This is a genomic window from Zeimonas arvi, assembly GCF_008039575.1.
Lineage (GTDB): Bacteria > Pseudomonadota > Gammaproteobacteria > Burkholderiales > Burkholderiaceae_E > Zeimonas > Zeimonas arvi.
In genome coordinates this window covers 1-23,833 of record NZ_VDUY01000011.1, presented here as the reverse complement: position 1 = coordinate 23,833, position 23,833 = coordinate 1, and the positions used below count along the sequence as shown (strand labels likewise).

The 23,833-nt window shown below is 70.9% G+C and carries 17 protein-coding genes and 1 tRNA gene; 10 read left to right on the top strand and 8 right to left on the bottom strand.

Translation table 11 applies throughout. The features are described 5' to 3' along the window. The first annotated feature begins 18 nt into the window (after positions 1-18). The 4 genes from FHP08_RS18160 to FHP08_RS18145 are packed head-to-tail and all read left to right on the top strand — an operon-like array spanning position 19 to position 3,285. Positions 19-195, top strand: coding sequence for a DUF2065 domain-containing protein (locus tag FHP08_RS18160; protein ID WP_147705926.1), 177 nt, complete (start codon positions 19-21; stop codon positions 193-195). A gap of 36 nt (positions 196-231) precedes the next feature. Next, a complete protein-coding gene (locus FHP08_RS18155) occupies positions 232-1,455 on the top strand; it encodes an ATP phosphoribosyltransferase regulatory subunit (protein WP_147705925.1) in 1,224 nt (407 codons plus the stop codon). Positions 1,456-1,460: 5 nt separating this feature from the next. Further along, positions 1,461-2,753 carry an adenylosuccinate synthase gene (locus tag FHP08_RS18150; protein ID WP_147705924.1) on the top strand — a complete coding sequence of 431 codons (1,293 nt, stop codon included), beginning with the start codon at positions 1,461-1,463 and terminating at the stop codon, positions 2,751-2,753. Positions 2,754-2,778: 25 nt separating this feature from the next. Further along, complete coding sequence (locus FHP08_RS18145) at positions 2,779-3,285, top strand: phosphoribosyltransferase (protein WP_147705923.1); 507 nt, start codon at positions 2,779-2,781, stop codon at positions 3,283-3,285. 235 nt (positions 3,286-3,520) lie between these two features. On the opposite strand, the gene FHP08_RS18140 is transcribed toward FHP08_RS18145, so the two are convergent. After that, positions 3,521-3,607: transfer RNA gene (locus FHP08_RS18140), tRNA-Leu, on the bottom strand. 107 nt (positions 3,608-3,714) lie between these two features. Between FHP08_RS18140 and rnr the strand changes: the two genes are divergently transcribed. Together rnr and rlmB are read left to right on the top strand one after the other, a co-directional pair. Beyond that, on the top strand, positions 3,715-6,453 hold the full coding sequence (rnr, locus tag FHP08_RS18135) for a ribonuclease R (RefSeq protein WP_147705922.1): 2,739 nt from the start codon (positions 3,715-3,717) through the stop codon (positions 6,451-6,453). Between the two features lie 34 nt (positions 6,454-6,487). Then, positions 6,488-7,249 carry a 23S rRNA (guanosine(2251)-2'-O)-methyltransferase RlmB gene (rlmB, locus tag FHP08_RS18130; RefSeq protein WP_147705921.1) on the top strand — a complete coding sequence of 254 codons (762 nt, stop codon included), beginning with the start codon at positions 6,488-6,490 and terminating at the stop codon, positions 7,247-7,249. Here the strand turns inward: rlmB and FHP08_RS18125 are convergent. The 3 genes from FHP08_RS18125 to FHP08_RS18115 all read right to left on the bottom strand — a co-directional run bounded on the left by FHP08_RS18125 (position 7,227) and on the right by FHP08_RS18115 (position 9,645). Then, the gene (locus tag FHP08_RS18125) at positions 7,227-7,763 is read right to left on the bottom strand and encodes a thermonuclease family protein (RefSeq protein ID WP_187272362.1); all 537 of its coding nucleotides are present in this window, start codon (positions 7,761-7,763) and stop codon (positions 7,227-7,229) included. The genes rlmB and FHP08_RS18125 overlap by 23 nt on opposite strands. Then, positions 7,760-8,203: a universal stress protein gene (locus FHP08_RS18120; RefSeq protein ID WP_147705919.1), complete on the bottom strand. Its 444-nt coding sequence runs from the start codon at positions 8,201-8,203 to the stop codon at positions 7,760-7,762. The genes FHP08_RS18125 and FHP08_RS18120 overlap by 4 nt, the downstream gene beginning before the upstream one ends. A 140-nt stretch (positions 8,204-8,343) precedes the next feature. Next, positions 8,344-9,645: an MgtC/SapB family protein gene (locus FHP08_RS18115; RefSeq protein ID WP_147705918.1), complete on the bottom strand. Its 1,302-nt coding sequence runs from the start codon at positions 9,643-9,645 to the stop codon at positions 8,344-8,346. Between the two features lie 190 nt (positions 9,646-9,835). Between FHP08_RS18115 and FHP08_RS18110 the strand changes: the two genes are divergently transcribed. Beyond that, a complete protein-coding gene (locus FHP08_RS18110) occupies positions 9,836-10,606 on the top strand; it encodes a helix-turn-helix domain-containing protein (RefSeq protein WP_222707934.1) in 771 nt (256 codons plus the stop codon). Between the two features lie 67 nt (positions 10,607-10,673). On the opposite strand, the gene FHP08_RS18105 is transcribed toward FHP08_RS18110, so the two are convergent. The 4 genes from FHP08_RS18105 to FHP08_RS18090 all read right to left on the bottom strand — a co-directional run bounded on the left by FHP08_RS18105 (position 10,674) and on the right by FHP08_RS18090 (position 18,272). Continuing rightward, entirely contained in the window at positions 10,674-12,719 is a 2,046-nt protein-coding gene (locus FHP08_RS18105) for a PAS domain S-box protein (RefSeq protein WP_147705917.1), read from the bottom strand. Continuing rightward, entirely contained in the window at positions 12,716-13,444 is a 729-nt protein-coding gene (locus tag FHP08_RS18100) for a response regulator (RefSeq protein WP_147705916.1), read from the bottom strand. The genes FHP08_RS18105 and FHP08_RS18100 overlap by 4 nt, the downstream gene beginning before the upstream one ends. A 45-nt stretch (positions 13,445-13,489) precedes the next feature. Further along, the gene (locus FHP08_RS18095) at positions 13,490-15,298 is read right to left on the bottom strand and encodes a hybrid sensor histidine kinase/response regulator (RefSeq protein ID WP_147705915.1); all 1,809 of its coding nucleotides are present in this window, start codon (positions 15,296-15,298) and stop codon (positions 13,490-13,492) included. An 82-nt stretch (positions 15,299-15,380) separates the two neighbouring features. Next, on the bottom strand, positions 15,381-18,272 hold the full coding sequence (locus FHP08_RS18090; protein WP_147705914.1) for an adenosylcobalamin-dependent ribonucleoside-diphosphate reductase: 2,892 nt from the start codon (positions 18,270-18,272) through the stop codon (positions 15,381-15,383). Between the two features lie 188 nt (positions 18,273-18,460). Here FHP08_RS18090 and ftsH point away from each other — a divergent pair, with 188 nt between their 5' ends. The 3 genes from ftsH to FHP08_RS18075 are packed head-to-tail and all read left to right on the top strand — an operon-like array spanning position 18,461 to position 23,534. Further along, positions 18,461-20,311, top strand: a complete 1,851-nt coding sequence (ftsH, locus tag FHP08_RS18085; RefSeq protein WP_147705913.1) for an ATP-dependent zinc metalloprotease FtsH — start codon at positions 18,461-18,463, stop codon at positions 20,309-20,311. Then, a complete protein-coding gene (locus FHP08_RS18080) occupies positions 20,308-22,683 on the top strand; it encodes a Lon protease family protein (RefSeq protein ID WP_147705912.1) in 2,376 nt (791 codons plus the stop codon). The genes ftsH and FHP08_RS18080 overlap by 4 nt, the downstream gene beginning before the upstream one ends. Continuing rightward, a complete protein-coding gene (locus FHP08_RS18075) occupies positions 22,680-23,534 on the top strand; it encodes a hypothetical protein (RefSeq protein ID WP_147705911.1) in 855 nt (284 codons plus the stop codon). The genes FHP08_RS18080 and FHP08_RS18075 overlap by 4 nt, the downstream gene beginning before the upstream one ends. The last annotated feature ends 299 nt before the right edge of the window (positions 23,535-23,833 follow it).

The window sequence follows — 23,833 nt, the reverse complement described above, 5'->3', positions numbered from 1 at the left end:
CCACGGAGGGGCGCCCGCGTGGAGAACCTGATCGCGGCCCTCGGGCTGATGCTGGTGCTCGAAGGGCTGCTGCCGATGATCGCGCCGGCCCGCTGGCGCGAGGTTTTCCTGCAGGTGGCCCGGCTGCGGGACGGGCAGATTCGCTTCATCGGGATGGGGTCCGCGCTGCTCGGCATCGCACTGCTTCTGTTCTGACTTAAAATACGGGGTTTTGCCAACGGGAATCCCGCCATGCCTCGCTGGCTTCTGCCAGAGAACATCTCCGACGTGCTTCCATCCGAGGCGCGCCGGATCGAAGAGCTTCGGCGCCGCCTGCTCGACTTGTACCGATCGTACGGCTACGAGCTGGTCATGCCGCCGATGATCGAGCACATCGATTCGCTGCTCACCGGGTCGGGGCGCGACCTGGGCCTGCGCACCTTCCAGCTGGTCGACCAGATGTCCGGCCGCACGCTCGGGCTGCGGGCCGACATCACGCCGCAGGTGGCCCGCATCGACGCCCACATGCTCAACCGCGACGGCGTGGCCAGGCTGTGCTACGCCGGCTCGGTGCTGCACACCCGCGCGGCGAGCCCCTTCGCGTCCCGCGAGCCGATGCACGTCGGGGCCGAGCTCTACGGTCACGCGGGGCTCGCGGCCGACCTCGAGATCATCGAGTTGCTGGTACGCTCGCTCGCCGTCGCAGGCTGCGGCAAGGTGCGGCTCGACCTCTGCCACGTGGGCATCGTGCCGGCGCTGCTGTCGCTGCACGGGCCGGTGCCTGGAGTGGACGAGGAAGACCTCTACGCGCTGCTGCAGGGCAAGGACCAGCCGGGCCTGGCCGAGGCGCTCGTTGCGGCGCCCGCTGCGCTGCGCGACGCGCTGCTCTCGCTTCCGGGCCTGCATGGCCGGATCGCGGTCGGCGGCGCGCCGGCCGGGATCGGCGCGCGCGCGGGCGGCGATCCGCTCGCTCGCGCGCGCCGGCTGCTGCCGCAGACGGGACCGTCGAGCGAGGCGCTCGATCGGCTCGAGCGGCTCGCGGCGTCGCCGATGTGGCTGCGCTGGCCGGAGGTCGAGGTGTCGGTCGACCTGGCCGACCTGCGCGGCTACCGCTACCACAACGGGATCACCTTCGCGGCCTACGTGGAGTCGATGCCCTTCGCGGTGGCGCGCGGCGGCCGCTACGACGACGCCGGCCGCGTCTTCGGCAGGGCGAGGCCGGCCACCGGCTTCTCGCTCGAGCTGCGCGCGCTGGCCGACCTGCAGCCGGAGCAGCCGCCGGCAAGGGCGATCGCCGCGCCGTGGTCAGACGATCACGCGCTGGCCATGGTGGTCGAGGCGCTGCGCGCGTCGGGCGAAATCGTGATCCAGGCGCTGCCGGGCAGCGAGCGGGATCAACAGGAATTCACCTGCGATCGGGAGCTGGTGGCCGACGAGCACGGCCGCTGGATCGTTCGCGAACTGAAACAGGGATGAAGGCGATGGCCAGGAACGTAGTGATCATCGGGACCCAATGGGGCGACGAAGGCAAGGGCAAGCTGGTCGACTGGCTGACCGAGACCGCGCGCGGCGTCGTGCGCTTCCAGGGCGGCCACAACGCCGGCCACACGCTGGTCATCGGCGGCCGCAAGCAGGTGCTGCGGCTGATTCCATCGGGCATCCTGCGCGACGGCGTCACCTGCTACATCGGCAACGGCGTGGTCGTCTCTCCCCCGGCGCTGCTGCAGGAGATCGGCGAGCTCGAGCAGGCCGGCGTGTCGGTGCGCGACCGGCTTCGCGTGAGCTCCACGGCCTCGCTGATCCTGCCCTACCACGTCGCGCTCGACCAGGCGCGCGAGGCCAGGCGCGGCGACGCCAAGATCGGCACCACTGGCCGCGGCATCGGCCCGGCCTACGAGGACAAGGTGGCGCGGCGCGGGCTGCGCATCCAGGATCTCTACGACCCGGCGGCCTTCCGCGAGCGGCTGGCCGAAGCGCTCGACCTGCACAATTTCACGCTGAAGCATTACCTGGGCGCCGAGCCGGTCGACGGCCAGAAGGTCGCCGACGAGGCGCTGGCGCTGGGCGAGCGGGTGCGGCCCATGGTCGCCGACGTGCCGGCGCTGCTCGCGCAGGCCATGGCCCGCGGCGAGCCGCTGCTGTTCGAGGGCGCGCAGGGCGCGCTGCTCGACGTGGACCACGGCACCTATCCCTACGTGACCAGCAGCAACTGCGTGGCGGGCGCGGCGTCGGCCGGCGCGGGCGTGGGCCCGCAGTCGCTGCACCGGGTGCTGGGCATCGTGAAGGCCTACACCACGCGGGTGGGCTCGGGTCCGTTCCCCACCGAGCTGCACGACGAAATCGGCAAGCGGCTGGCCACCGTCGGCAAGGAGTTCGGTTCGGTCACTGGCCGGCCGCGGCGCTGCGGCTGGTTCGATGCGCCGGCGCTGCGCCGCTCGATCCAGCTCAACGGCATCGACGGGCTGGTGGTCACCAAGCTCGACGTGCTCGACGGACTGGAGACCGTCAAGCTGTGCGTGGGCTATCGCCAGGACGGCAAGACGCTCGACCTGCTGCCCTTCGGCGCGGCCGAACTCGCGCGCTGCGAGCCGATCTACGAGGAGATGCCGGGCTGGAGCGATAGCACGGTGGGGTTGCAGCAGTGGGACCAACTGCCGCTCAACGCGCGCCGCTACCTGGAGCGCCTGTCGCAGGTCGCCGGCGCGCCGATCGACCTGGTCTCCACCGGCCCGGACCGCGACGAGACCATCCTGATCCGGCATCCTTTCCTGTGAGCGGGTTCTCAGCGAGGCCGATCCGATGAAAGACCTCTACGTTTCCTGGGACGAGTACAACCGCCTGATCGAGAAGCTCGCGCTGAAGATCTGGGAGTCGGGCTGGAACTTCGATGCCATCGTCTGCCTGGCGCGCGGCGGCCTGCGCATCGGCGACGTGCTGTCGCGGCTGTTCGACAAGCCGCTCGGCGTGCTGTTCACCAGCTCGTATCGCGAGGAGGGCGGCACGCGGCAGAGCCGGCTGATGATCGCCGAGCACATGAGCTCGGCCGCGCCGCTCCCTGGTCCCCGCTGGCTGCTCGCCGACGACCTGGTCGACTCCGGTGTCACGCTGGTCGAGGTGCTGCCGGCGCTGCAGCGGCGCTACCCGCAGGTCCAGGAGATCCGTTCGGCGGTGCTGTGGGCCAAGGGTTCGTCGGTGGCGCAGCCCGACTACTGCATCGAGCACCTGCCTTCCAATCCCTGGATCCACCAGCCCTTCGAGGAGTACGACCACATGCGGCCGAGCGACCTGAAGGTGCGCTGGGGGTGAGTGGGTCTCGCTTCCCGGGCCCGGAAACGACAACGCCTGCTTGCGCAGGCGTTGGTAATCTTGGTGCCCAGAAGAGGCGTCGGCCGCGTCCCGCGGCCTCGGGGACTCGCCCACGTTCCGCGGGCCCGGCTCGGCTTGCAGGCCTCGCCTTTCGAGTCCTCACGCGAAGCCCGCAGGGGCTTCGCTTTCTGGGCATTCAAACGACAACGCCTGCTTGCGCAGGCGTTGGTAATCTTGGTGCCCAGAAGAGGACTCGAACCTCCACAGTGTTGCCACCGCCAGGACCTGAACCTGGTGCGTCTACCAATTCCGCCATCTGGGCTGCGGGTCTTCGGGACTCCTCCCGGAGACGGCGGCCGACAGAGTCGACCGCTGTAGAGGCGCGAATTCTAATCGACTGCGGGGATTTGTCAAATCGATGGTGAGCATGTGACGAAGAAGACCTGGTTTGCCCCGACCCGCGAGGAAATCCTCGAATGCCTGCGGGCCGCGGGCGTGCCGATGACGCCGGCCGAGCTGGCCGAACGGCTCGCCGTGCCGCCCGATCACGTGGAGTCGCTGAACAAGCGCCTGTTCGCGATGGAGCGCGACGGCCAGTTGCTGCCCAACCGCAAGGGCGTGCTGCTGCTGGCGAGCAAGCTCGACCTGATCGCGGGCAAGGTGCAGGGTCATCGCGACGGCTTCGGCTTCCTGATTCCCGACGCCGGCGGCCCCGACGTGTTCCTGTCGCCGCGGCAGATGCAGAAGGCGATGCACGGCGACCGCGTGCTGGTCAAGCAGATCGGCTACGACTCGCGCGGCCGGCCCGAGGGCCGGATCGTCGAGGTGACCGAGCGGGCCAACCGCCGGCTGGTGGGACGCTTCCTGAACGAGCGCGGCGTGAACATCGTCGTGCCCGAGGACCAGCGGATCAAGCACGACATCGTGATTCCGCCCGGCGACACCCATCACGCGCAGCACGGGCAGGTGGTCAGCGTCGAGATCGTCGATCCGCCGGCCAACGGCGCGCCGCCGATCGGCCGGGTCGTCGAGGTGCTGGGCGAGATCGAGGATCCCGGCATGGAGATCGAGATCGCGGTGCGCAAGTTCGACGTGCCGCACGAGTTCGGCGCCGCGGCGCTCGAGCAGGCCGCGGCCCTGCCTGGCGTGGTGCGCCCGGCCGACCTGAAGGGCAGGGTGGACCTGCGCGACGTGCCGCTGGTCACGATCGACGGCGAGGACGCGCGCGACTTCGACGACGCGGTCTACTGCGAGCCGATCGAGGTGAGCCCGGGCGGCGAATCGGTGGGCGACGTCGGTGCGGACGCGCGCGACGAAGCGCAGGCGCCGCGCAAGGCCGCCGAGCCCGGTTTCCGGCTGCTGGTCGCGATCGCCGACGTCTCCCACTACGTGAGGCCCGGCGAGCCGCTCGACGCCGACGCCGTCGAGCGAAGCACCTCGGTCTACTTCCCGCGCCGGGTCATCCCGATGCTGCCCGAGAAGCTGTCCAACGGGCTGTGCTCGCTGAACCCGCAGGTCGACCGGCTGGTGCTGGTCTGCGACATGGTGATCGACGCGAGCGGCCGGATCCGCGCCTATCAGTTCTACGAAGCGGTCATGCACTCGGCTGCGCGGCTGACCTACGACGAGGTCTGGGCCATGCTCTCGGGCGGGCCGAACCTGGCGGTGTCGCCGCACAAGCTGGCCCTGGCGCCGCAGCTGCGCAGGCTGCACGAGTTGTACCGGGTCCTGGCGGGCGCCCGGGAGCGCCGCGGCGCGATGGAGATCGAGACGGTCGAGACGAAGATCGTCTGCGACCCGGCCGGCCGCATCGAGCGGATCGTGCCGCGCAGCCGCAACGACGCGCACCGCCTGATCGAGGAGTGCATGCTGGCGGCCAACGTCTGCACCGCCGATTTCATGAAACGCAGCCGGCACCCGGGCCTGTTTCGGATCCACGAGGGGCCGACCGTCGAGAAGCTGCAGACGCTGCGCGAGTTCCTGCGCACCGTGGGCCTGTCGCTGGGCGGCGGCGAATCGCCGTCGCCGCGCGACTACGCGACGCTGGCCAGCCAGATGCGCCCGCGGCCCGACCACCTGCTGTTGCAGACGATGCTGCTGCGATCGATGCAGCAGGCGGTCTACTCCCCGGAGAACGTCGGCCATTTCGGGCTCGCCTATGACGCCTATTCGCATTTCACCTCGCCGATCCGGCGCTATCCGGACCTGATGACGCACCGCGTGATCAAGGCGCTGCTGCGCGGCGAGCGGCACCGGCCGCTGCCGCTGGACGGCCGCGAGGAAGACGAGGCGAGGGCCGGGCGCAAGCCGCGCGCCCGCGCCGCCCAGGCGGGCCGCGGCAGCGCGAAGTCCGCTTCGGCGCCCGCCGAGCGCGCGACGGCCGATCAGCAGGAGGCGATCGAGCGCTGGCACCAGTGGGGCATGCACTGCTCGGCCAATGAGCGGCGCGCCGACGAGGCCTCGCGCGACGTCGAGGCCTGGCTCAAGTGCATGTACGTGCGCGAGCGGGTGGGCGAGCAGTACGCAGGCCGGATCACGGGCGTGGCCCCGTTCGGCGTGTTCGTCACCCTCGACGAGCTCTACGTCGAGGGCATGGTTCACGTGTCCGAACTGGGCGGCGAGTATTTCCAGTACAGCGAGTCCGGCCACGAGCTGCGCGGCGAGCGCACCGGGCGGCGCTTTCGACTGACCGACCCGATCGACGTCCAGGTGTCGCGGGTCGATCTCGAGGCCCGCCGGATCGAGTTCCGGCTGGTCCAGCGCACCGACTTCCGCAGCCTCGAGCGGGACCGGCAGCGCGGCGAGCGGGAGGGCGCACGCGCGGCTCGCGACACGGCCAGCCGGGTCGAGGCATCCCGTCGTCCTCGCGAAGCAACGGCGGACGACCTGCCGGTGCTCCCCCTGCCACCCGAGCTGGCGGCGCCGGCCCGCAAGAAAGGCAAGAAGGCCTCCGGCGCGGGCGTCGCGGCCGGGACGGGCAAAGCCGGTGGCAAGGGCGGAAGCAAGACTGCAGGCAAGACCGCGGGCAAGGGCGGCGGCAACACTGCCGCCAAGCGGACTGCCCGGAGCGCAAGCAGCCACTCGGCGGGCAAGCGGTCCGGCGCCTCGGCCGCCGCCGAGCCTGCTCGCGCCGCCGCCAAGCGACGCCGCCGGAGCCCGGGCGCGTGAACGCGCCCCGATCCGGCCAACCACGGGAACGAACGTGCTGATCTACGGTTTTCACGCGGTGCTGGCGCGACTGCGCCGCGCGCCCGACTCGATCCGGGAACTCTATGTCGACGAATCGCGCGACGACGTCCGGGCCCGCGACCTGCTGAAGCTCGCCGCCGACGCGGGGCTGCGCCCGCACCTGGTCGACCACGCACGGCTCGAGCGGCTCTGCCCGCGCAAGCGCCACCAGGGCGTGGTGGCGATCGGCGAGGACGCCTTGCCGGCAATGACCCTCGACGAGCTGCTCGACGGGATCGAGCAGCCTGCCACGCTGCTCCTGCTCGACGGCGTGACCGATCCGCGCAACCTGGGCGCCTGCCTCAGGGTCGCCGACGGCGCCGGGGCGGCGGCGGTCATCGCGCCCAAGGACCACGCCTGCATGCTGAGCGACGTGGCGGTGCAGACCGCCAGCGGCGCGGCCGAGAGCGTGCCCTACATCATGGTCACCAACCTGGCCCGGGCCATGGACAGCCTGGGCGAGGCCGGCTTCTGGATCATCGGCACCGCCGACGAAGCCGATCACTCGCTCTACGAAGAAGCGCTGACCGGCCCGGTGGCCTGGGTGCTGGGCGCCGAGGGCAAGGGCCTGCGACGGCTCACCCGCGAGCGCTGCGACGCGCTGGTGGGCATCCCGATGCTCGGGCAGGTCAGCAGTCTGAACGTGTCGGTGGCGGCCGGGGTGGTGCTCTACGAGACGCTTCGCCAGCGCACGGCGGCCGTCCGCGCGCCGCTCAGCGCGGGTTCCGCTTCCTGAAGTCCCAGGGCGGTTCCGGGTCGGGCGCCTGCCAGAGTCCGGCGCGGCGCTCGCGGGCCTGCGCCTCGGCCTGCGCGTAGCGCGGCCTGAGCGGCGGAGGAAGGTCGCGGTCGTAGCGCGCGAAATGCCAGGCCAGGCCGTTCAGGATCATCGCCAGCGCGGGATCCTCGCCGTCGACCTCGATCACGGCCACGTAGCGTCCCCAGGGATCGGTCTTCAGCGGCTTGATGCGGACCTCCCGGCCGACCAGCAGGCCGCGCAGGCGCTGCCGGGCGAGGGCTGCCCAGGGCTGCGATTTCTCCGGGGCATCGATGCCGGCGATCCTGACGCGGATCTTCGCGCCGTCCTGCTTGCGGGCCACGAAGGAGTCGCCGTCGTCGACGCCGACGGCGACCGCCGCGATCGGGGCGCTTGCGGCGCTTCGCGCCGCCGACGCCGGCAGGCCGACCGGCGCGAATGCCAGGGCGAGCAGGCAGAGCAGGGCGCGCGCGGCGGCGCGCCGTGCGGCGATCAACGGAAGACCAGCACCGGAATGCTCGAATGCGTGAGCACCTTGTTGGTTTCGCTGCCCAGCACCAGGGCGCTCAGGCCGCGCCGGCCGTGCGAGGACATGAAGATCAGGTCGCAGGCCTTGTCGCGTGCCAGGTCGATGATCGCGCGGTAGGGTTGGGTGTGGCGGATGGAGACGGTCTCGCAGCCGACGCCCGCGCCGTCGGCCGATTTCCTGGCCTCGCCCAGCACGGTCTTGGCGGTTTCCTCGGTCGCCTTCATGAACTCCGCGAAGGAGGCCTGGCCGGCGGCCGGGAACTCGGCGAAGGCGGGCGGGATGTACTCGGGCATCACGTGGAGCACGGTGAGCTTCGCGCCGGTTTCCTTCGCGAACTGGATTGCCTTGGCCACTGCTTCGTTGGACAGGTCCGAGCCGTCGGTGGGGACCAGGATATGTTTGTACATCTTTCAGCTCTCCATCGTGTCGTTACGAAATCGTTGCCGAACGGGCCCGAAGCACTGCAGCCATCGTCTCGATGCAATCCTAGGGCAGCGCGGGACTTTCGTGTTGATTCTGGGCAATCGGGTCGTCTGCCCGCTCGCGATCACGAGGCGGCGCCGTTGGCCTGAACCCACAGCAGCGTCGCCACGATCGCGAGTGCGCTGCCGCCGAAGCCTGCCGTGATCCGGCGCCCCAGGGCGCGCCCCCCGACCGCGACCGCGGTCGCTGCCTTCACCACGGTGTTCGAGAGCACCGCGAGGCCGATCACCGTGATCGCCTCGTCGCCGCCGATCTGGTCCAGGCCCAGCAGCTGCATGCCCGACAGGGCGATCGCGTCGACATCGGTCATGCCCGAGACGGCTGCCAGCGCGTAGAGACCGCCGGCGCCGACCTCGTTGGACAGGATCGCGGCCAGCACCAGGACCAGCGCGTACAAGGCGCCGAAGGAGAGCGAGGTGCGCAGCTCGGTGGGGTTGCCGACCTCGGGCATCGACGGCGGACCCTGTTCGCCCATGTGCTTCCAGGTGAGGGCGGCGGCGCCCAGCAGCGGCAGCGCTCCGGCCAGCAGCAGCGGCCAGAGGCCCGTCAGCAGCGCCGGCGCGGTGACCGCGCAGAGCACCGCGAGGCGCCCGAAGACGACCGAGCAGGCGAGCAGGATCACCAGGGCCGACAGCCGGGTGTCGCTGCCCGACTCGCGTGCCTCGCGCGAGTAGGTGAGGGTCGTGGCGGTCGAGGAGACCAGGCCGCCCAGCAGGCCCACCAGCGCCGCTCCGTGCTTCGGGCCGACCATCCGGAGGGCCAGGTAGCCGGCCAGGCTCACGCCCGAGATCAGGACGACCATCAGCCAGATCCGATGCGGATTCAGGGCGCCGTAGGGGCCGTAGCCCCGGTCGGGAACCACCGGCAGGATGATCAGGCTCAGGACGCCGAATTGCAGGATCGAGACCAGGTCGCGCCGGCCCAGCCCCTCGGTGATGCCCTTCAGCTCGGGCTTGAAGTACAGCAGCGAGGTCACGACGATCGCCAGCGGCGCGGCGATCTCGGCATAACCGCCCCAGACCAGCGCGCCCAGCCCGAAGCACAGCATGATGGCCACCGTGGTCGTGGTGTCCGGATCGGCCCGGGCGGCGCGATCGTGGATGTGCGCGGTCACGGTCATGCCGCCGACGGCGAGCACGCCGGCCGCGAGCAGCCACGGAAAGGCGTACATCTCGGCCAGCATCGCACAGACCGCGCCGAGCAAACCTGTCAGCCCGAAGGTCCGCAAGCCGGCGACGGGCTCGGCGTGGCGCTCCCTTTCCAGGCCGATCAGCAGGCCGATCGCCAGCGCGATCGCGAAGGTGCGCAGCAGTCCCGCCTCGGGATTCGCGCCGAAACGCAGTTGGATGAGTTCGGAGAAGTCCATCGAGATCAAGTATCGCCGGTCGGGCACGCCGGAAAGCATGATCCCGGTCAATGTGCGACTCGCCCCGATGATGTGGGGCGTCGTTACAAACCGTTACCGTCCGTTTCGCGCGTGCAATCGAGGCGTTGCCGCCGCTCGGTAGAGTCCTTCCTGACGATTCATTGATCTACGACAGGAAACGGAGTCGACCATGTTCCAGACCGCCACGCAGACTACCCGCCGCGCCGCCACCGGCCAGATCGCCCCGGGGACCGCGCGTCCGGCGGGCCGTTCGGTCACCGATGTCGGCCTGGCGGGCATGGCAGCGCTCGAGCCCCTGCTGATGCGGGTGGGCGGCACGCGCCGGCGGGTTCGCCGGGGCGAGTACCTGTTCCACGCGGGCGCCCCCTTCCATGCGCTGCACGGGATCCGCGCCGGGTCGTTCAAGTCGGTGCTGCTCACCGAAGACGGGCGCGAACAGGTCACCGGCTTCCACATGGCCGGCGAAGTGCTGGGGCTCGACAGCGTGGGCTCCGAGGCCTGCGGCGGCGACGCGATCGCGCTCGAGGACAGCGAGGTCGTCGAGATCCCCTTCGAGGAACTCGATGCCCTGGCCAGCCGCGAGCCCGCGCTGCAGCGCGAACTCTTCAAGCTGCTGGCCGGCGAGATCCAGCGCGAGCGCACGCTGATGCTGCTGCTCGGCTCCATGCGGGCGGAGGAAAGGCTGGCGGCCTTCCTGCTGAACCTGTCCAAGCGCCTGGCCGCGCGCGGCTGGTCGGCCACGCAGTTCCTGCTGCGCATGACCCGCGAGGAGATCGGCAGCCTGCTCGGGCTCAAGCTCGAGACGGTCAGCCGGATCCTGTCCCGGTTCCAGGCCGAGGGCCTGATCGCGGTGCGCAATCGCGAGATCACGATCCTAGAGCTGTGCGCGCTGAAGGCGGTGATCGGTCGCGTCGACAGCCGCCGCGAAATCGGCGCCTGAGTCCGCATCGACCGGGTCCGCGGCGCCCGCCGCGGTCCGAGTCCCGCGTGGTCCGAGCCCGGTCGGTTCAGGGCGCGGGCGCGACCCGCGAGGCCGGCTCGTCGAGCGCCCGGCGCAGCATCCGGGCAAGCTGCCCGATCTGATACGGCTTGCTGAGCAGTTCGATGCTCCCGTCGAGCTCGCGCTGCATCGGCAGCGCATTGCGCGCGTAGCCGGACGTGTAGAGCACTTTCAGCCCCGGCTTGCGCCGCATCGCCTCGCGGGCGAGCTGCGGGCCGTCCACTTCGCCGCGCAGCACCACGTCGGTGAACAGCAGGTCGATCGCCGGCTCGCGCGCGAGCAGGGCAAGCGCCTGCTGCGCGTCGGCCGCCTGCAGCACCCGATAACCCAGCTTGCTCACGAAGCCCACCGCAACCTCGCGCACCGCTTCGTCGTCTTCCACGACGAGGATGGTTTCGTGCCCGCCGCGAATCTCCGCCGGGTCGCGCGTGGCCCGGCGCACCACCTCGTCGGTGACCACCGGCAGGTAGAGCCGGATCGTCGTGCCGATGCCCTGTTCGCTGTAGACCGCAATGTGGCCGCCGGACTGCTTGACGAAACCGTAGACCAGGCTGAGCCCCAGTCCGCTGCCCTTGCCGCTGTCCTTGGTGGTGAAGAAGGGCTCGAAGGCGCGCGCCAGCACTTCGGGGGGCATGCCGCTGCCGTTGTCGCTGACCGCGATCTCGACGTACTCGCCGGGCACGACCTCGGTGTATCGCGCGGCGTAGTCGTCGTCGAGTACGGCACGGCGCGCCTCGAGCGTGAGGCGCCCGCCGTCGGGCATCGCGTCGCGCGCGTTGACCGCCAGATTGAGCAGGGCGGTGTCGAGCATCCCCGGGTCCGCCTTCGCGGTCGGCAGGTCGGGATCGCAGGCGGTGCGCACGTCGATGTGCGCGCCGAGCGTGCGCCGGAGCACTTCGGCGAGCGAATCGAGCAGCTGGACGATGTCGATCGCGCGCGGCTGCAGCGTCTGCCGGCGCGAGAAGGCCAGCAGCTTGCGGGTCAGGTCGGCGCCGCGTCCGGTTGCCCGCATCGCGGCCTTCGCGAGCTTCTGCGAGAACGGGTCGTCGAGCCGCTCCTCGAGCATCTGCAGGTTGCCCGAGACCACGGTCAGCAGGTTGTTGAAGTCGTGGGCCACGCCGCCGGTGAGCTGGCCCAGGGCCTCCAGGCGCTGCGACTGGAAGAGCCGGGCCTCGGCCTGCTCGCGTTGCAGCATCGCACCCAGCGTGTTGGCCAGCGACTGCAGGAAGCTGGCGTCGTCGCGGGTGAAGTTGCGCCGTCCGGCCGCACAGGCGCCGATCAGTCCCGCGCAGCCGTCTTCGCCGGGGATGGCGCACAGCATGAGGCCGGCGGTCGAACGCTCGCTTCGCGCGCTCGCGGCATGCGGCGCCGCATCGGGCGGATCGAGCATGAGCGGTTCGTCGGTGGGAATGCCGGCCTCGTTTCGCCACCGATCGCTGACCATCGTCAGCACCGCTTCCAGGCGCTCCGCGTCGAAACCGGTCGTGGCGACCGGGCCGAGCTCGCGACGCCCTGCTTCGCGACGCAGGACGAGCGCGCGGGCGGCGTCGAGGTGAAGCGCCGCCAGCCGGCAGGCCTCGCGCTGCATCGCATCGACGTCCTTGGTCGCCAGCGCCATCCGGCCGAACTCGGCGATCGCGGTGGCCTGCCGGGCGTGCACCGCGAGCTCGCGCGCGCGCTGCAGTTCGGAGACGTCGCGCACGTTCGCGCAGACCAGGGTCTGGTGGTCGAGCGGGAAGGGGCTCAGGCTGATTTCGACCGGGAACTCGTGGCCATCGTGGTGCAGCGCGCACAGCGCGAGGTTCATTCCCATCGGCCGGGACTCGGGCTTGCGCTCGTAGTGAGTCCGATAGCGGCGGTGGTTCTCCCGGAAGCGCTGCGGCAGGAGGTCCTCGATGGCCAGCGCGAGCAGGGCATCACCCGCGTAGCCGAACAGGCGCTCGGCCTGGCGATTGGCGAGGCGGATCCGGCCGTCCGAATCGGTCACGATCAGCGCGTCGGCGGCGGTGTGGAAGATCCGCTCGTACAGGGCGGGAAAGTCGATCGATTTCATGCGGGGCGCTCGTGGCACACGCGCGGGGCGAAGACGTAGCCGATGCCGCGCACCGACTTGATCATCTCGGGCCGCGACGGGTCGCGTTCGATCTTGCGTCGCAGGCGCCCGACCTGGACGTCGATCGAACGGTCGTAGGGGCCGGCCTCGCGATTGTGGATCATGTCCATGAGTTCGTCGCGCGACAGCACCTTGTTCGGGTGCCGAACGAAGGCCGCGAGCAGGTCGAATTCGCCGGTGGTCAGCACGACCGGCGCGTGGTCCGGGCGATGCAGCGAGCGGGCCGCCAGGTCGATGCGCCAGCCCTCGAAGCTCAGGCGGTCGTCGTTCGGCGCAGCGCTGGCCGGGCCGGGCGCGGCCGCATTGATCCGGCGCAGCACGCTGCGCACGCGGGCGACCAGTTCCCGCAGTTCGAAGGGTTTGGCCACGTAGTCGTCAGCGCCGACTTCCAGCCCGATGATCCGGTCCACCGGCTGGCCGCGACCGGTGACGATGATGATCCCGATGTTCGGGTCGGCGCGCAGCTCCCGGGCCAGCGTCAGGCCGTCCTCGCCGGGCAGGCCGAGGTCCAGCAGGACCAGGTCGCAGTGGGCCTCCTGCAGCGCCGCGCGCATCTGGGCGCCGCTGGCGACCGTCCTGACCTCGAAGCCGTAGCCGGTCAGGTAGGTGTCGAGCAGCTCTCGGATGTCCTCTTCGTCGTCGACGACGAGCAAGCGTTCAGCCATGCGGGAGTGGGGAACCGGGTCACCTGGGAGTCGATGGCGGCGATTCTAGCCGAGGCGGCTGGCCAGCAGCCCGCGCAACCGCTTCAGGTCGACGGGCTTGGCGAACAGCGGCAGCCCGGCTTCGGCCGCCCGGGCCGGCAGCGCGGGATCGATGTCGCCGCTCACCAGGATCCGGAGGGCAGCCGGATGACGCTCTCGGACCTGCTCGAGCAGCGCGATCCCGTCGGGTCCACCGGGCAGGCGGAAGTCGGAGAGCACGGCGGCCAGCGGCCTGCCGGCGGCGAGGATGGCCTGCGCCGAGGGGCCGTCGGCGGCCCGGCTCACCTCGAAACCGGCAGCCGACAGCCACTGCCCGAAGGCGTCGGCCAGCAGTTCGTCGTCTTCCACGAGCAGAAGCCTCGGCCGCCTGACCGGCGCGGGGACCGGCTCCGGCCTCGTCTCGAGGGCATAGCCGCCGGCAGACAGGGACTCGCCGGCAGGCGGGGCTTCGCCGGGCGGCGCCTTCCCGGCCGCAAGCGGCCGAGAGACGGCGCTGCGAAACCGCAGCGTGAAGCGGCTGCCGCGACCGGGCGTGGATCGCAGCGAGACGGACGCGTCGTGCAGCGCGGCGATGCGGCGCACCAGCGCGAGTCCCAGGCCTAGGCCGTTGCCGCGCTGCCGCGCGGCGTTGCCGATCTGGTAGTGCTCGTCGAAGACGCGGCGCTGGTGCTCGGGGGCGATGCCGCAACCGCTGTCGGCCACCGCGATCTCGAATGTCGCCCCGGTGCGGGCCGCCCCGGCAGGAGCTGACACGGCGCGGGCCGTCACGGTGATGCCGCCGCGCTCGGTGTGCCTGAGCGCGTTGTCGAGCAGGTTGCGCAGCATCCGGGCCACCAGCACCGGGTCGCAGTCGAGCTCGCACCCGCTGCCGATCGCTCTCAGGCGCAGGCCGCGCGCCCCGGCCTGCGACGCGATTTCCCCGAGCAGCTCGCCGATCAGGGCGTCGATCGCCACCGGCCGGATCTCGGGGGCGATGCGGCCGGCGTCGAGGCGGGAGAGATCGAGCAGCTGCCCCAGCAGATCGTTGAGCGTTGCCACCGAGCGCTCGAGCCCCTGCATGGCTGGCGCGAGGGCTGGGTCGCCGACTTGCCGGCGCAGGAGGCTGGCGGTGAGCGCCAGGGCGGCCGCGGGCTGGCGCAGGTCGTGGCTGGCCGCGGCGATGAAATGGGACTTGGCGCGATCCGCGGCAACCGCCTCGTCGCGGGCCTGGGCCAGCGATTCGGCGAGCCGCTGGTTCTCGATCGCGCGCGCCAGCGATTGCCGGTTCAGCCGGTCGACGGCGGTCGAGGTCGCCGCCGCGAGCACGGCGAAGCCGGCCAGCGCCCAGGCGACCTGGGCGGCGCCCGGTTCTCCCAGGCGCCACCAGGCCAGCGCGAACTGGCCGGCGCAGCAGGCCAGCTGCAACCGGAAGGCCGGCCCCTGCCGGCCGGGCTCGACGATGGCGCCGGCCAGCCCGGCGCAGGCGGCGACGCTGAGCGCGGCGCGAGCCGGCCACGAGAGCGCGGGCAGGAACAGGGTGGCCGCGGCGCCCGACACCAGGCCGGCGAGCGCCGCCCCGGCCTGCTGCAGGCGGGCTGCGGCGGGGAACTGGTCGTCCTTCAGGCGCCGGAGCGCGGGTAGCGCGCTGGCGGTGGCCGCCACGGCGAGCGCCGAGGCGAGCAGCCAGGCCGCGAGCAGGGTGTCGGGCACCGAGCCCGCGGCGATCGCGGCCATCCAGGCCGCGACCGCGAGCGCCGACACCGAGGCGAATGCGCCCTGGCGGGCGTGGAGCCGCTCGCGCTCGGCGCCGACCGCGGCGCCGTCTGCATCGACCATGGTTTCCCCGCTGTCGGCATGGATGCCGCCGACAGTCTAGGGAGGATCGCGCTCCCGCGCGTCAGCCTTTCGGCCTAGTCCGTCAGCCGCATTCGCCCTGGTGCCCGCAGGCGGTGCAGAACATGCACCCGTCCTTGCGGATGTAGGCGTGCGCGCCGCAGGACGGGCAGGCCTGGCCGGCCATCACCGGCACCTCGGTCGGCGCGGCCGGGGCCACGTCGCTCTCGGGAAGGGCCAGCGCGCCGGCGCCGCCGATGGCGCGCCCCTCGTCGTCGAGCAGCCCCAGCACCTTGTAGCGATGCAGGATCAGCTCGGCGATGTAGGCCACGGTGCTGGGGTAGACCTGCTGGCGCGACTCGCCGGGCACCGGTGCCCAGAAGGAGCCGTTCAGCTCGCCGAAGCTGCGCAGCTTGCGCAGCTTCAGGCCGACCCAGCTGACGTCGACCACGTGCATGTCGAGCGACAGCAGCTTGCACAGGCCGTCGAGCACCTTCGGGTAGTCGCCCGACAGCCAGATCGAATACGGGCGGCGGGTGCCGTCGGGCAGCTGCAGCTCCTTCACGCCCAGCACGAAGTCATCGCCGGTGGCCGCGTTGCTGATGTCGGCGGTCCAGGAAAGCGTGCCGAGCGGGCCCGACTTGGGTTCCTTGCGGAACATCAGCGCGTCGAGCATCGGCGTGGGCTGGGCATCGAGCGCGTCGAAGGTGCCCAGTTCCTCGCAGCGGTGGCGCACGATCTCGGCGAATGCTGCCACCACGCCCGGCGACCAGCGGACCTCGCCCTCGGGCGGGAAGGGCAGCTGCAAGGGCTGCTCGTCGCGGGTCTTGGCGAGCGCGTCGAGCTTGAGCTTGAGCCACGAGCGGTCGTTCGAGCGCATGTCCATCGACAGCGCCTTGGCGATCGCGCCCAGGCCGCGCGGTTGCTCGTTGCCGTTCACCCAGGTCTCGAAAGGCAGGCTGCGCACCGCCCGGCTGCCGTCGAGCCGCTCGATGGTCTCTTCGGTCTGGCCGATGAAGATGCAGAAGGAAACGCGGTGGTCGAGTGGCTCGAACATGTACGACCAGGCCATGTTGCCCGCGGCGAGCCTGGGCCGGCTCGGCCAGCGCAGCGAGGACAGGGCCGGGCGCGGAAGCTTGTCCAGGCGCAGCCGGCGGTCCGGGTCTTCGGTCAGGTCCTGCGGCTGCTGCGGGGTCGGTGCGCTGGACACGCTGAGCACCGAGCCGATCACCGCGTTGGGGCGATAGGTGGTGATGCCCTTCAGGCCGGCCTTCCAGGCCTCCTGGTAGAGGGTCTTGAACTCGTCGTACGGGTAGTCTTCGGCGACGTTGACCGTCTTGCTGATCGCCGAGTCCACGCAGGGCTGGACCGCCGCGCTCATCCGCATGTGGTCGAGGGCCGAAATCTGCATCGCCGACACGAAGTAGTCGGGCAGCGCGGCCACGTTGCCGCCCATGTGGCGGAACAGGCGGTAGGCGAAGTCCTCGACCTCGTACTCGCGGCGGCTGCCGTCGGGCATGCGCTTGCGACGGGTGTAGGTCCAGGAGAAGGCCGGCTCGATGCCGCCCGAGGAGTTCCCGCCGAACGCGATCGAGATCGTGCCGGTCGGCGCGATCGACATCAGGTGGGAGTTGCGGATGCCTTCCTTGCGGATGCGGGCTTTCAGCGGCTCGGGCAGGCGCGAGGCGGCATGCGGCTCGGCCAGGTACTGCTCGGCGTCGAACAACGGGAAGGCGCCGCGCTCGCCGGCCAGCGCCACCGAGGTCTCGTAGGCGGTGTCGCGCATCCGGCAGGCGATCGTGGACGCGAAGTCGCGGCCCGCCTGCGAGTCGTAGCGCAGCTTCAGCATGGTGAGCGCGTTGCCCAGGCCGGTGAAGCCCAGGCCGACCCGGCGCTTGGCCTTGGCTTCGCGGTCCTGCGCGGGCAGCGGCCACAGGGTCAGGTCGAGCACGTTGTCGAGCGCCCGGATCGCGATCGACACCGCCCGGTCGAAGCGCTCGAAGTCGAAGCTCGGCGCCTGGCCGAAGGGATCGGAAACGAAGCGCACCAGGTTCAGGCTGCCCAGGTCGCAGCAACCGTAGGGCGGCAGGAACTGCTCGCCGCAGGGATTGCTCGCCTCGATCGTCTCGCAGTAGGAGAGGTTGTTGTCGCGGTTGACCCGGTCGATGAAGATCACGCCGGGCTCGGCGTGATCGTAGGTCGAGCGCATGATCTGGTCCCACAGCTCGCGGGCGCGGATCGTGCGGTAGACGAACTTGCCGTCGGCGCGCGGCTGCGCGTCGTCTTCGCCGTCGAAGGGCCGAACCTCGTGGACCAGTTCGAAGTCGGCGTCGTCCTGCACCGCCTGCATGAACGCGTCGCTGACCGCGACCGACATGTTGAAGTTCGACAGCGAGCCGTCGCGCTTTGCGTGCACGAACTCTTCCACGTCGGGGTGGTCGACCCGCAGCACGCCCATCTGCGCGCCGCGCCGGGAGCCGGCCGATTCGAGCGTCTCGCAGGACTTGTCGAAGACCCGCATGTAGGACACCGGCCCCGAGGCCCGCGAGTGCGTGCCGCGCACCAGCGCGCCCTTGGGCCGGATCGACGAGAAATCGTAGCCCACGCCGCCGCCGCGGCGCATCGTCTCGGCGGCTTCCTGCAGCGCGGCGTAGATGCCCGGCGTTCCGTTCTCGTCGTGCCCCCAGACCGCGTCGCCGATCGGCTGCACGAAACAATTGATCAGCGTGGCCTGGATCTCGGTGCCCGCTGCCGAGTTGATCCGGCCCGCGGGGATGAAGCCGTTCTCCATGGCCCACAGGAACTCGGCTTCCCAATGCTCGCGCTGGGCGGGCGCCTCGATCGAGGCCAGCGCCCGGGCCACCCGGCGCCGGACGTCGTGCACCGTCTGCTCGTCGCCCTTTGCGTATTTCTCCTGAAGGACGTCGATCGTGACTTCCTGTTCGGGCAGCGCGGCGAGGACGTTTTCGAGCTTCATGGGTTTCCTTCGGGTCGGGCGGGTGGACAGGCGATCGCGTTCGCGGGACATTCTAGTCCGCTCGCCGCAATCGGGGATTCCGGATGATCCCCCGCGCGGCCTCCCGGCGATCCTCGACCTTGCGGACGGTCAAGCGCAGGCGAATCGGCCGTCCGCAGAATGACGAAGCTGACTAGAATCGGGAATCCATGGACCGCAACCAGAACCCTGGCTGGAACGTCTGGCACATTGCCGCCGTGCTGCTGCTCACGATGGTCGCGCACGACATCTGGCAGAGCTTCAGGGCGGTGGAGCCGATGCCGTACAGCGAGTTCATGCAGCAGCTCGAGGCCGGGAACGTGGCCGACATGCAGGTCTCGGCCGACCGCATCCAGGGCTCGCTCAAGCGTCCGCTGCAGGACGGCCGGACCCGCTTCGTGACCGTGCGGGTCGATCCGCAACTCGCCGGCGCGCTGGCGGAGCACGGCGCGAGCTTCCGCGGCGTCATCGAAAGCACGCTGCTGCGCGACCTGCTGGGCTGGATCCTGCCGGTGCTCGTCTTCTTCGGCATCTGGATGTTCGCGCTGCGCAAGATCGCCGAGAAGGGGATCGGCGGCTTCGGCGGGGGCGGCGGGCTGATGTCGATCGGCAAGAGCCGGGCCAAGGTCTACGTGGAGACCGGCGTCGGCGTCACCTTCGACGACGTGGCGGGCGTCGACGAAGCCAAGGAAGAGCTGCGCGAGGTCGTCGGCTTCCTGAAGAACCCCGGCGAGTACGGCCGGCTCGGCGCACGGATCCCGAAGGGCATCCTGCTGGTCGGGCCGCCCGGCACCGGCAAGACGCTGCTGGCGCGCGCGGTGGCCGGCGAGGCCGGCGTGCCCTTTTTCTCGATCAACGGCTCGGAGTTCGTCGAGATGTTCGTCGGGGTGGGCGCGGCGCGGGTGCGCGACCTGTTCGAGCAGGCGCGCCAGAAGGCGCCGGCGATCATCTTCATCGACGAGATCGACGCGCTGGGCCGGGCGCGCGGCGCCTTCGGCTTCGGCGGCGGCCACGACGAGAAGGAGCAGACGCTGAACCAGCTGCTCGCAGAGCTCGACGGCTTCGACCCGAAATCCGGCGTCGTGCTGCTGGCGGCCACCAATCGCCCGGAGATCCTCGATCCGGCCTTGCTGCGTGCCGGGCGCTTCGACCGCCAGGTGCTGGTCGATCGGCCGGATCGCAAGGGCAGGGTGCAGATCCTCGGGGTGCATCTGCGCAAGGTGAAGCTCGCCCCCGACGTCGATCCCGAGCAGGTCGCGGCGCTCACGCCGGGTTTCACCGGCGCCGACATCGCCAACCTGGTCAACGAGGCGGCGCTGCTGGCCACCCGCAACGGCCGCGAAGCGGTGGCGCTGGCCGATTTCACCGGGGCGATCGAGCGGATCGTGGCCGGCCTGGAGAAGCGCAACCGCCTGCTCAATCCGCTGGAGCGGCGCATCGTCGCCCACCACGAGATGGGCCATGCGCTGGTCGCGATGGCGCTGCCCGGCGCCGACGTGGTCCACAAGATCTCGATCATCCCGCGCGGCATCGGCTCGCTGGGCTACACCATCCAGCGGCCCACCGAGGACCGCTTCCTGATGACGCGCAAGGAGCTCGAGCGCAAGATGGCCGTGCTGCTCGGCGGCCGGGCGGCCGAGCAGCTGGCGCTCGGCGAGATCTCCACCGGCGCCTCCGACGATCTGGCCAAGGTCACCGACATCGCGCGCAGCATGGTCATGCAATACGGGATGGACGAAACGCTGGGCAACCTGGTCTACGAGGCGCCGCGTTCGGCCTTCCTCGGCGCGCCCGACCAGGTCGCCGAGCCCCGCCGCCATTCCGAGGAGAGCGCGCGGCGGATCGACGAAGCGGTGCGCCGGCTGGTGGCCGACGCCTTCGCCCAGAGCCTTGCCGTCCTGAGCCGCCAGCGCGCGCGACTCGAGCGCGGCGCCGAGCTGCTGCTCGAGCGCGAGACCCTCGAACAGAAGGATCTGCAGGCGCTGTGCGCCGAGATTCCCGCCCAGGAGACCGAGCGATGACCCAGGTAGGAGCCGACGCGCTCTGCCACTACTGCGAAGCCAGTCAGTTCGACTTCGACACCACCGCGCAGGTCGAGCCGATCTCCGGCGCGTTCGGGCAGGCGCGCGCGATCGACGCGATCGAGCTCGGCGTGGGCATCCAGCGCAGCGGTTTCAACCTGTTCGTGCTCGGCGACCCGGCCACCGGCAAGTTCGACGCCACGCGCGAGCGGATCCTGGCGATCGCCGCCGGCCGGCCGCGCGGCGAGGACTGGTGCTACGTCAACAACTTCAAGGAACCGCACAAGCCGCATGCGCTGCGACTGCCCTGCGGGCAGGGCGCGGGCTTCAGGCTCGACATGCAGCAACTGGTCGAGGAGTTGCGCGGCGCGATTCCCGCAGTGCTCGAGAGCGACGACTACCGCTCCCGGGTCGAGCAGATCGACGCGCAGTTCGGCGGCAAGCAGGAGCAGGGCTTCAGCGAGCTGGTCGACGAGGCGCAGGGGCAGGGCATCCTGCTCTTGCGCACCCCCACCGGCTTCTCCTTCGCGCCCGACAAGGACGGCGAGGTGATGCCGCACGAGGAGTTCGAGAAGCTGCCCGACGGCGAGAAGGAGCGCATCGCGCAGGCGGTGCGCGGGCTGCAGGAGAAGCTCGAGCGCCTGCTTCGCCAGGTCGTGCTGTGGCGACGCGCCCATCGCGAGGAGATGAAGAAGCTCAACCGCGAGGTCACGATGTTCGCGGTGGGCAACATGGTCGACGACCTGATCCGCCGCTACGTGGCGCTGCCCGAAGTGGTGCGCTGGCTCGACGCGTTCAAGGAGGACGTCGTCGAGAACGCCGACATCTTCCGCTCGCAGAGCGAGTCCACGCCGCAGCAACTCGCTGCGCAGGCCGAGGAGATGCCGCCGCTGCGGCGCTACGAGGTCAACCTGCTGGTCGGCGGCGGCGAGGTGCCGGGCGCTCCGGTGGTCACCGAGGAAAACCCGACCTACGTGAACCTGGTCGGCCGGATCGAGCACATCGCGCGTTTCGGCGCGCTGCTCACCGATTTCGGGCTGGTCAAGGCCGGCGCCCTGCATCGCGCCAACGGCGGCTACCTGCTGCTCGACCTGCGCCGGGTGCTGACCCAGCCCTTCGCCTGGGAGGCGCTCAAGCGTGCGTTGCACACGCGCGAGATCCGGATCGAATCGCCCGGGCAGTTCTACGGCGCGGTCAGCACGGTGTCGCTCGAGCCCCAGCCCATTCCGCTCGACGTGAAGGTGGTGCTGTTCGGCGACCGCATGCTGCACATGCTGCTGCAGGCCTACGATCCCGAGTTCGTCGAGCTGTTCAAGGTGGCCGCCGATTTCGAGGACGACGCCGACGCCTCGCCCGAGTCGCTGAAGGCCTATGCGCGCGTGATCGCCACGATTGCGCGCAAGGTGTGCGAGCTGCCCCTCGATCGCCATGCGGTGGCGCGCGTCGTGGAGTTCGGGGCTCGCGAGGCCGGCGATTCCGGCAAGCTGAGCCTGCGCAGGCGCGGCCTGGAGGACCTGATGATCGAGTCCGAGTACTGGGCGCGCAAGGCCGGCCGCGACATCATCGGTCGCGAGCAGGTCCAGCGGGCGCTCGACGCGCGGATCGAGCGCAGCGACAGCATCCGCCGGCGGATGCAGGAGGAGATCCTGCGCGGCACGATCATGATCGACACCGCCGGTGCCGAGCCGGGCCAGATCAACGGCCTGGCCGTCTACTCGGTCGGCGACCTCGTGTTCGGCCAGCCGACCCGGATCACCGCCACCACGCGGGTCGGTGACGGCCACGTCATCGACATCCAGCGCGAGGCCCAGCTCGCCGGAGCGATCCACTCCAAGGGCGTGTTGATCCTCAGCGCCTTCCTGGCGGCGCGCTACGCGGCGCGCCAGCCCTTCGCCCTCAATGCGAGCCTGGCCTTCGAACAGACCTACGGCCCGGTCGACGGCGACAGCGCGTCGCTGGCCGAGCTGTGCGCGCTGGTGTCCTCGCTGGCCGGCGTGCCGATCCGCCAGGCCTGGGCGGTCACCGGTTCGGTCAACCAGCGCGGCGAGGTGCAGGCGATCGGCGGAGTCAACGAGAAGATCGAAGGCTTCTTCGACATCTGCGTGGCGCGCGGGCTCGACGCGAGCCACGGCGTCCTGATACCGAAGGCCAACCTTCGCCACCTGATGCTCCGGCGCGATGTGGTCGAGGCGGTGCGCGACGGGCGCTTCGCCATCCACGCGGTCTCGCAGTTCGACGAGGCGATCGCCCTGCTCACCGGCGAGCCCGACATCGACCAGCGGGTGCGCAAGCGCTTGTCGCAGTTCGTCGACATCGCCCTCGAGTTCGGGGCGCGGCGCCTGCGCGGACGCGGCGGGAACTCGCGGCAATGAGCGACCTCGTCGAAACCGGCCGGATCTGGGTGGCTCTCGACGCGCTTGAGCGCAGCGAGGCGCCGCTGGGCACGGCCGTCGGCCTGGCCCGGATCCTGCAAGCCGAGCTCGCGGCGCTCTTCGTCGAGAACGTCGACCTGCTCCGGATGGCGGCTTTTCCGCAGGCCTTCGAGACCCGCCTGTTCGGCCAGCACGACCCGGCCGGGCAGCAGGGACCCGAGCGCCTCGAGGCGGCGCTGAGGGCGCAGGCCAGCGCCCTGCAGCGCCAGCTGGTCCGGACGGCCGGCGCGAGCGGCCTGCGCTGGAGCTTCCGGATCGCGCGCGGCCGGGTTCTCCAGCAGGCGCTCGAGGTCGCCGGCGCCGGAGACTGTGTCGTGCTGCCCAGCGCCGCCATCGCCACCTCGCTCGCGATCACGCGGCCCGACCCGGCCACTCGGCGGGGGGCGGCCACGCGAGCCGGGACGGCCCCCCAGCGCGGCGCAATCGCGTCCGCGCGGCCGGCGGGCCTGTCGCTGGCAGGGTCGCCCCAGCTGTGGGCGCTGCCCGGGGTCGGCCCGCGGGCCCGCCGCGTGCTCGAGATCGCCCATCGCCTGCTCGACCAGGACGGCCCCGGACGACTGGTGTTGCCCGAGGCGCCGCGCGAGGCCGCCGAGCTGCGCGACTGGCTGCGTCAAAGGGGCTGGCAGGACGACTGGCGGGAGGCGAGCCTGGCCGACTTGCAGGCCGCGCGACAGCAGCCGGGTGGGGCCGGCGCCGGGATCCTCCTGCTGCCCAGGCCGGCCGACGGCGCCGAGCGCGCGCAACTGGAAGGCAGCCTGCGGCGCGCCGGCTGGCCGATCGTGATGGTCTGATACGGCGACCGGCCCGCTTTCCGGAACGACCCCCAAGCCTGGTCCCGGGCGGTCGATTTGACAGCCCGGGAAAGCTCTGCCAGAATCTCGTTTCTCTGCTGATCGCGAATCACTGCAAATGCAGCGCGGCGGCGAATCGGCCTGAGGGCCGAGGATCTGGTGCCGGGGGCGAATGTCCGGGTGCCGGGCGAGCGATCTTTAACAATCAACAGCCGATAAGTGTGGGCGTTTGTGCGAGAGCGCCATGCCTGCGGGGTCCGGCAACGGATGTCGCGGGCGGGTGCCGGGATTCGGGTTCG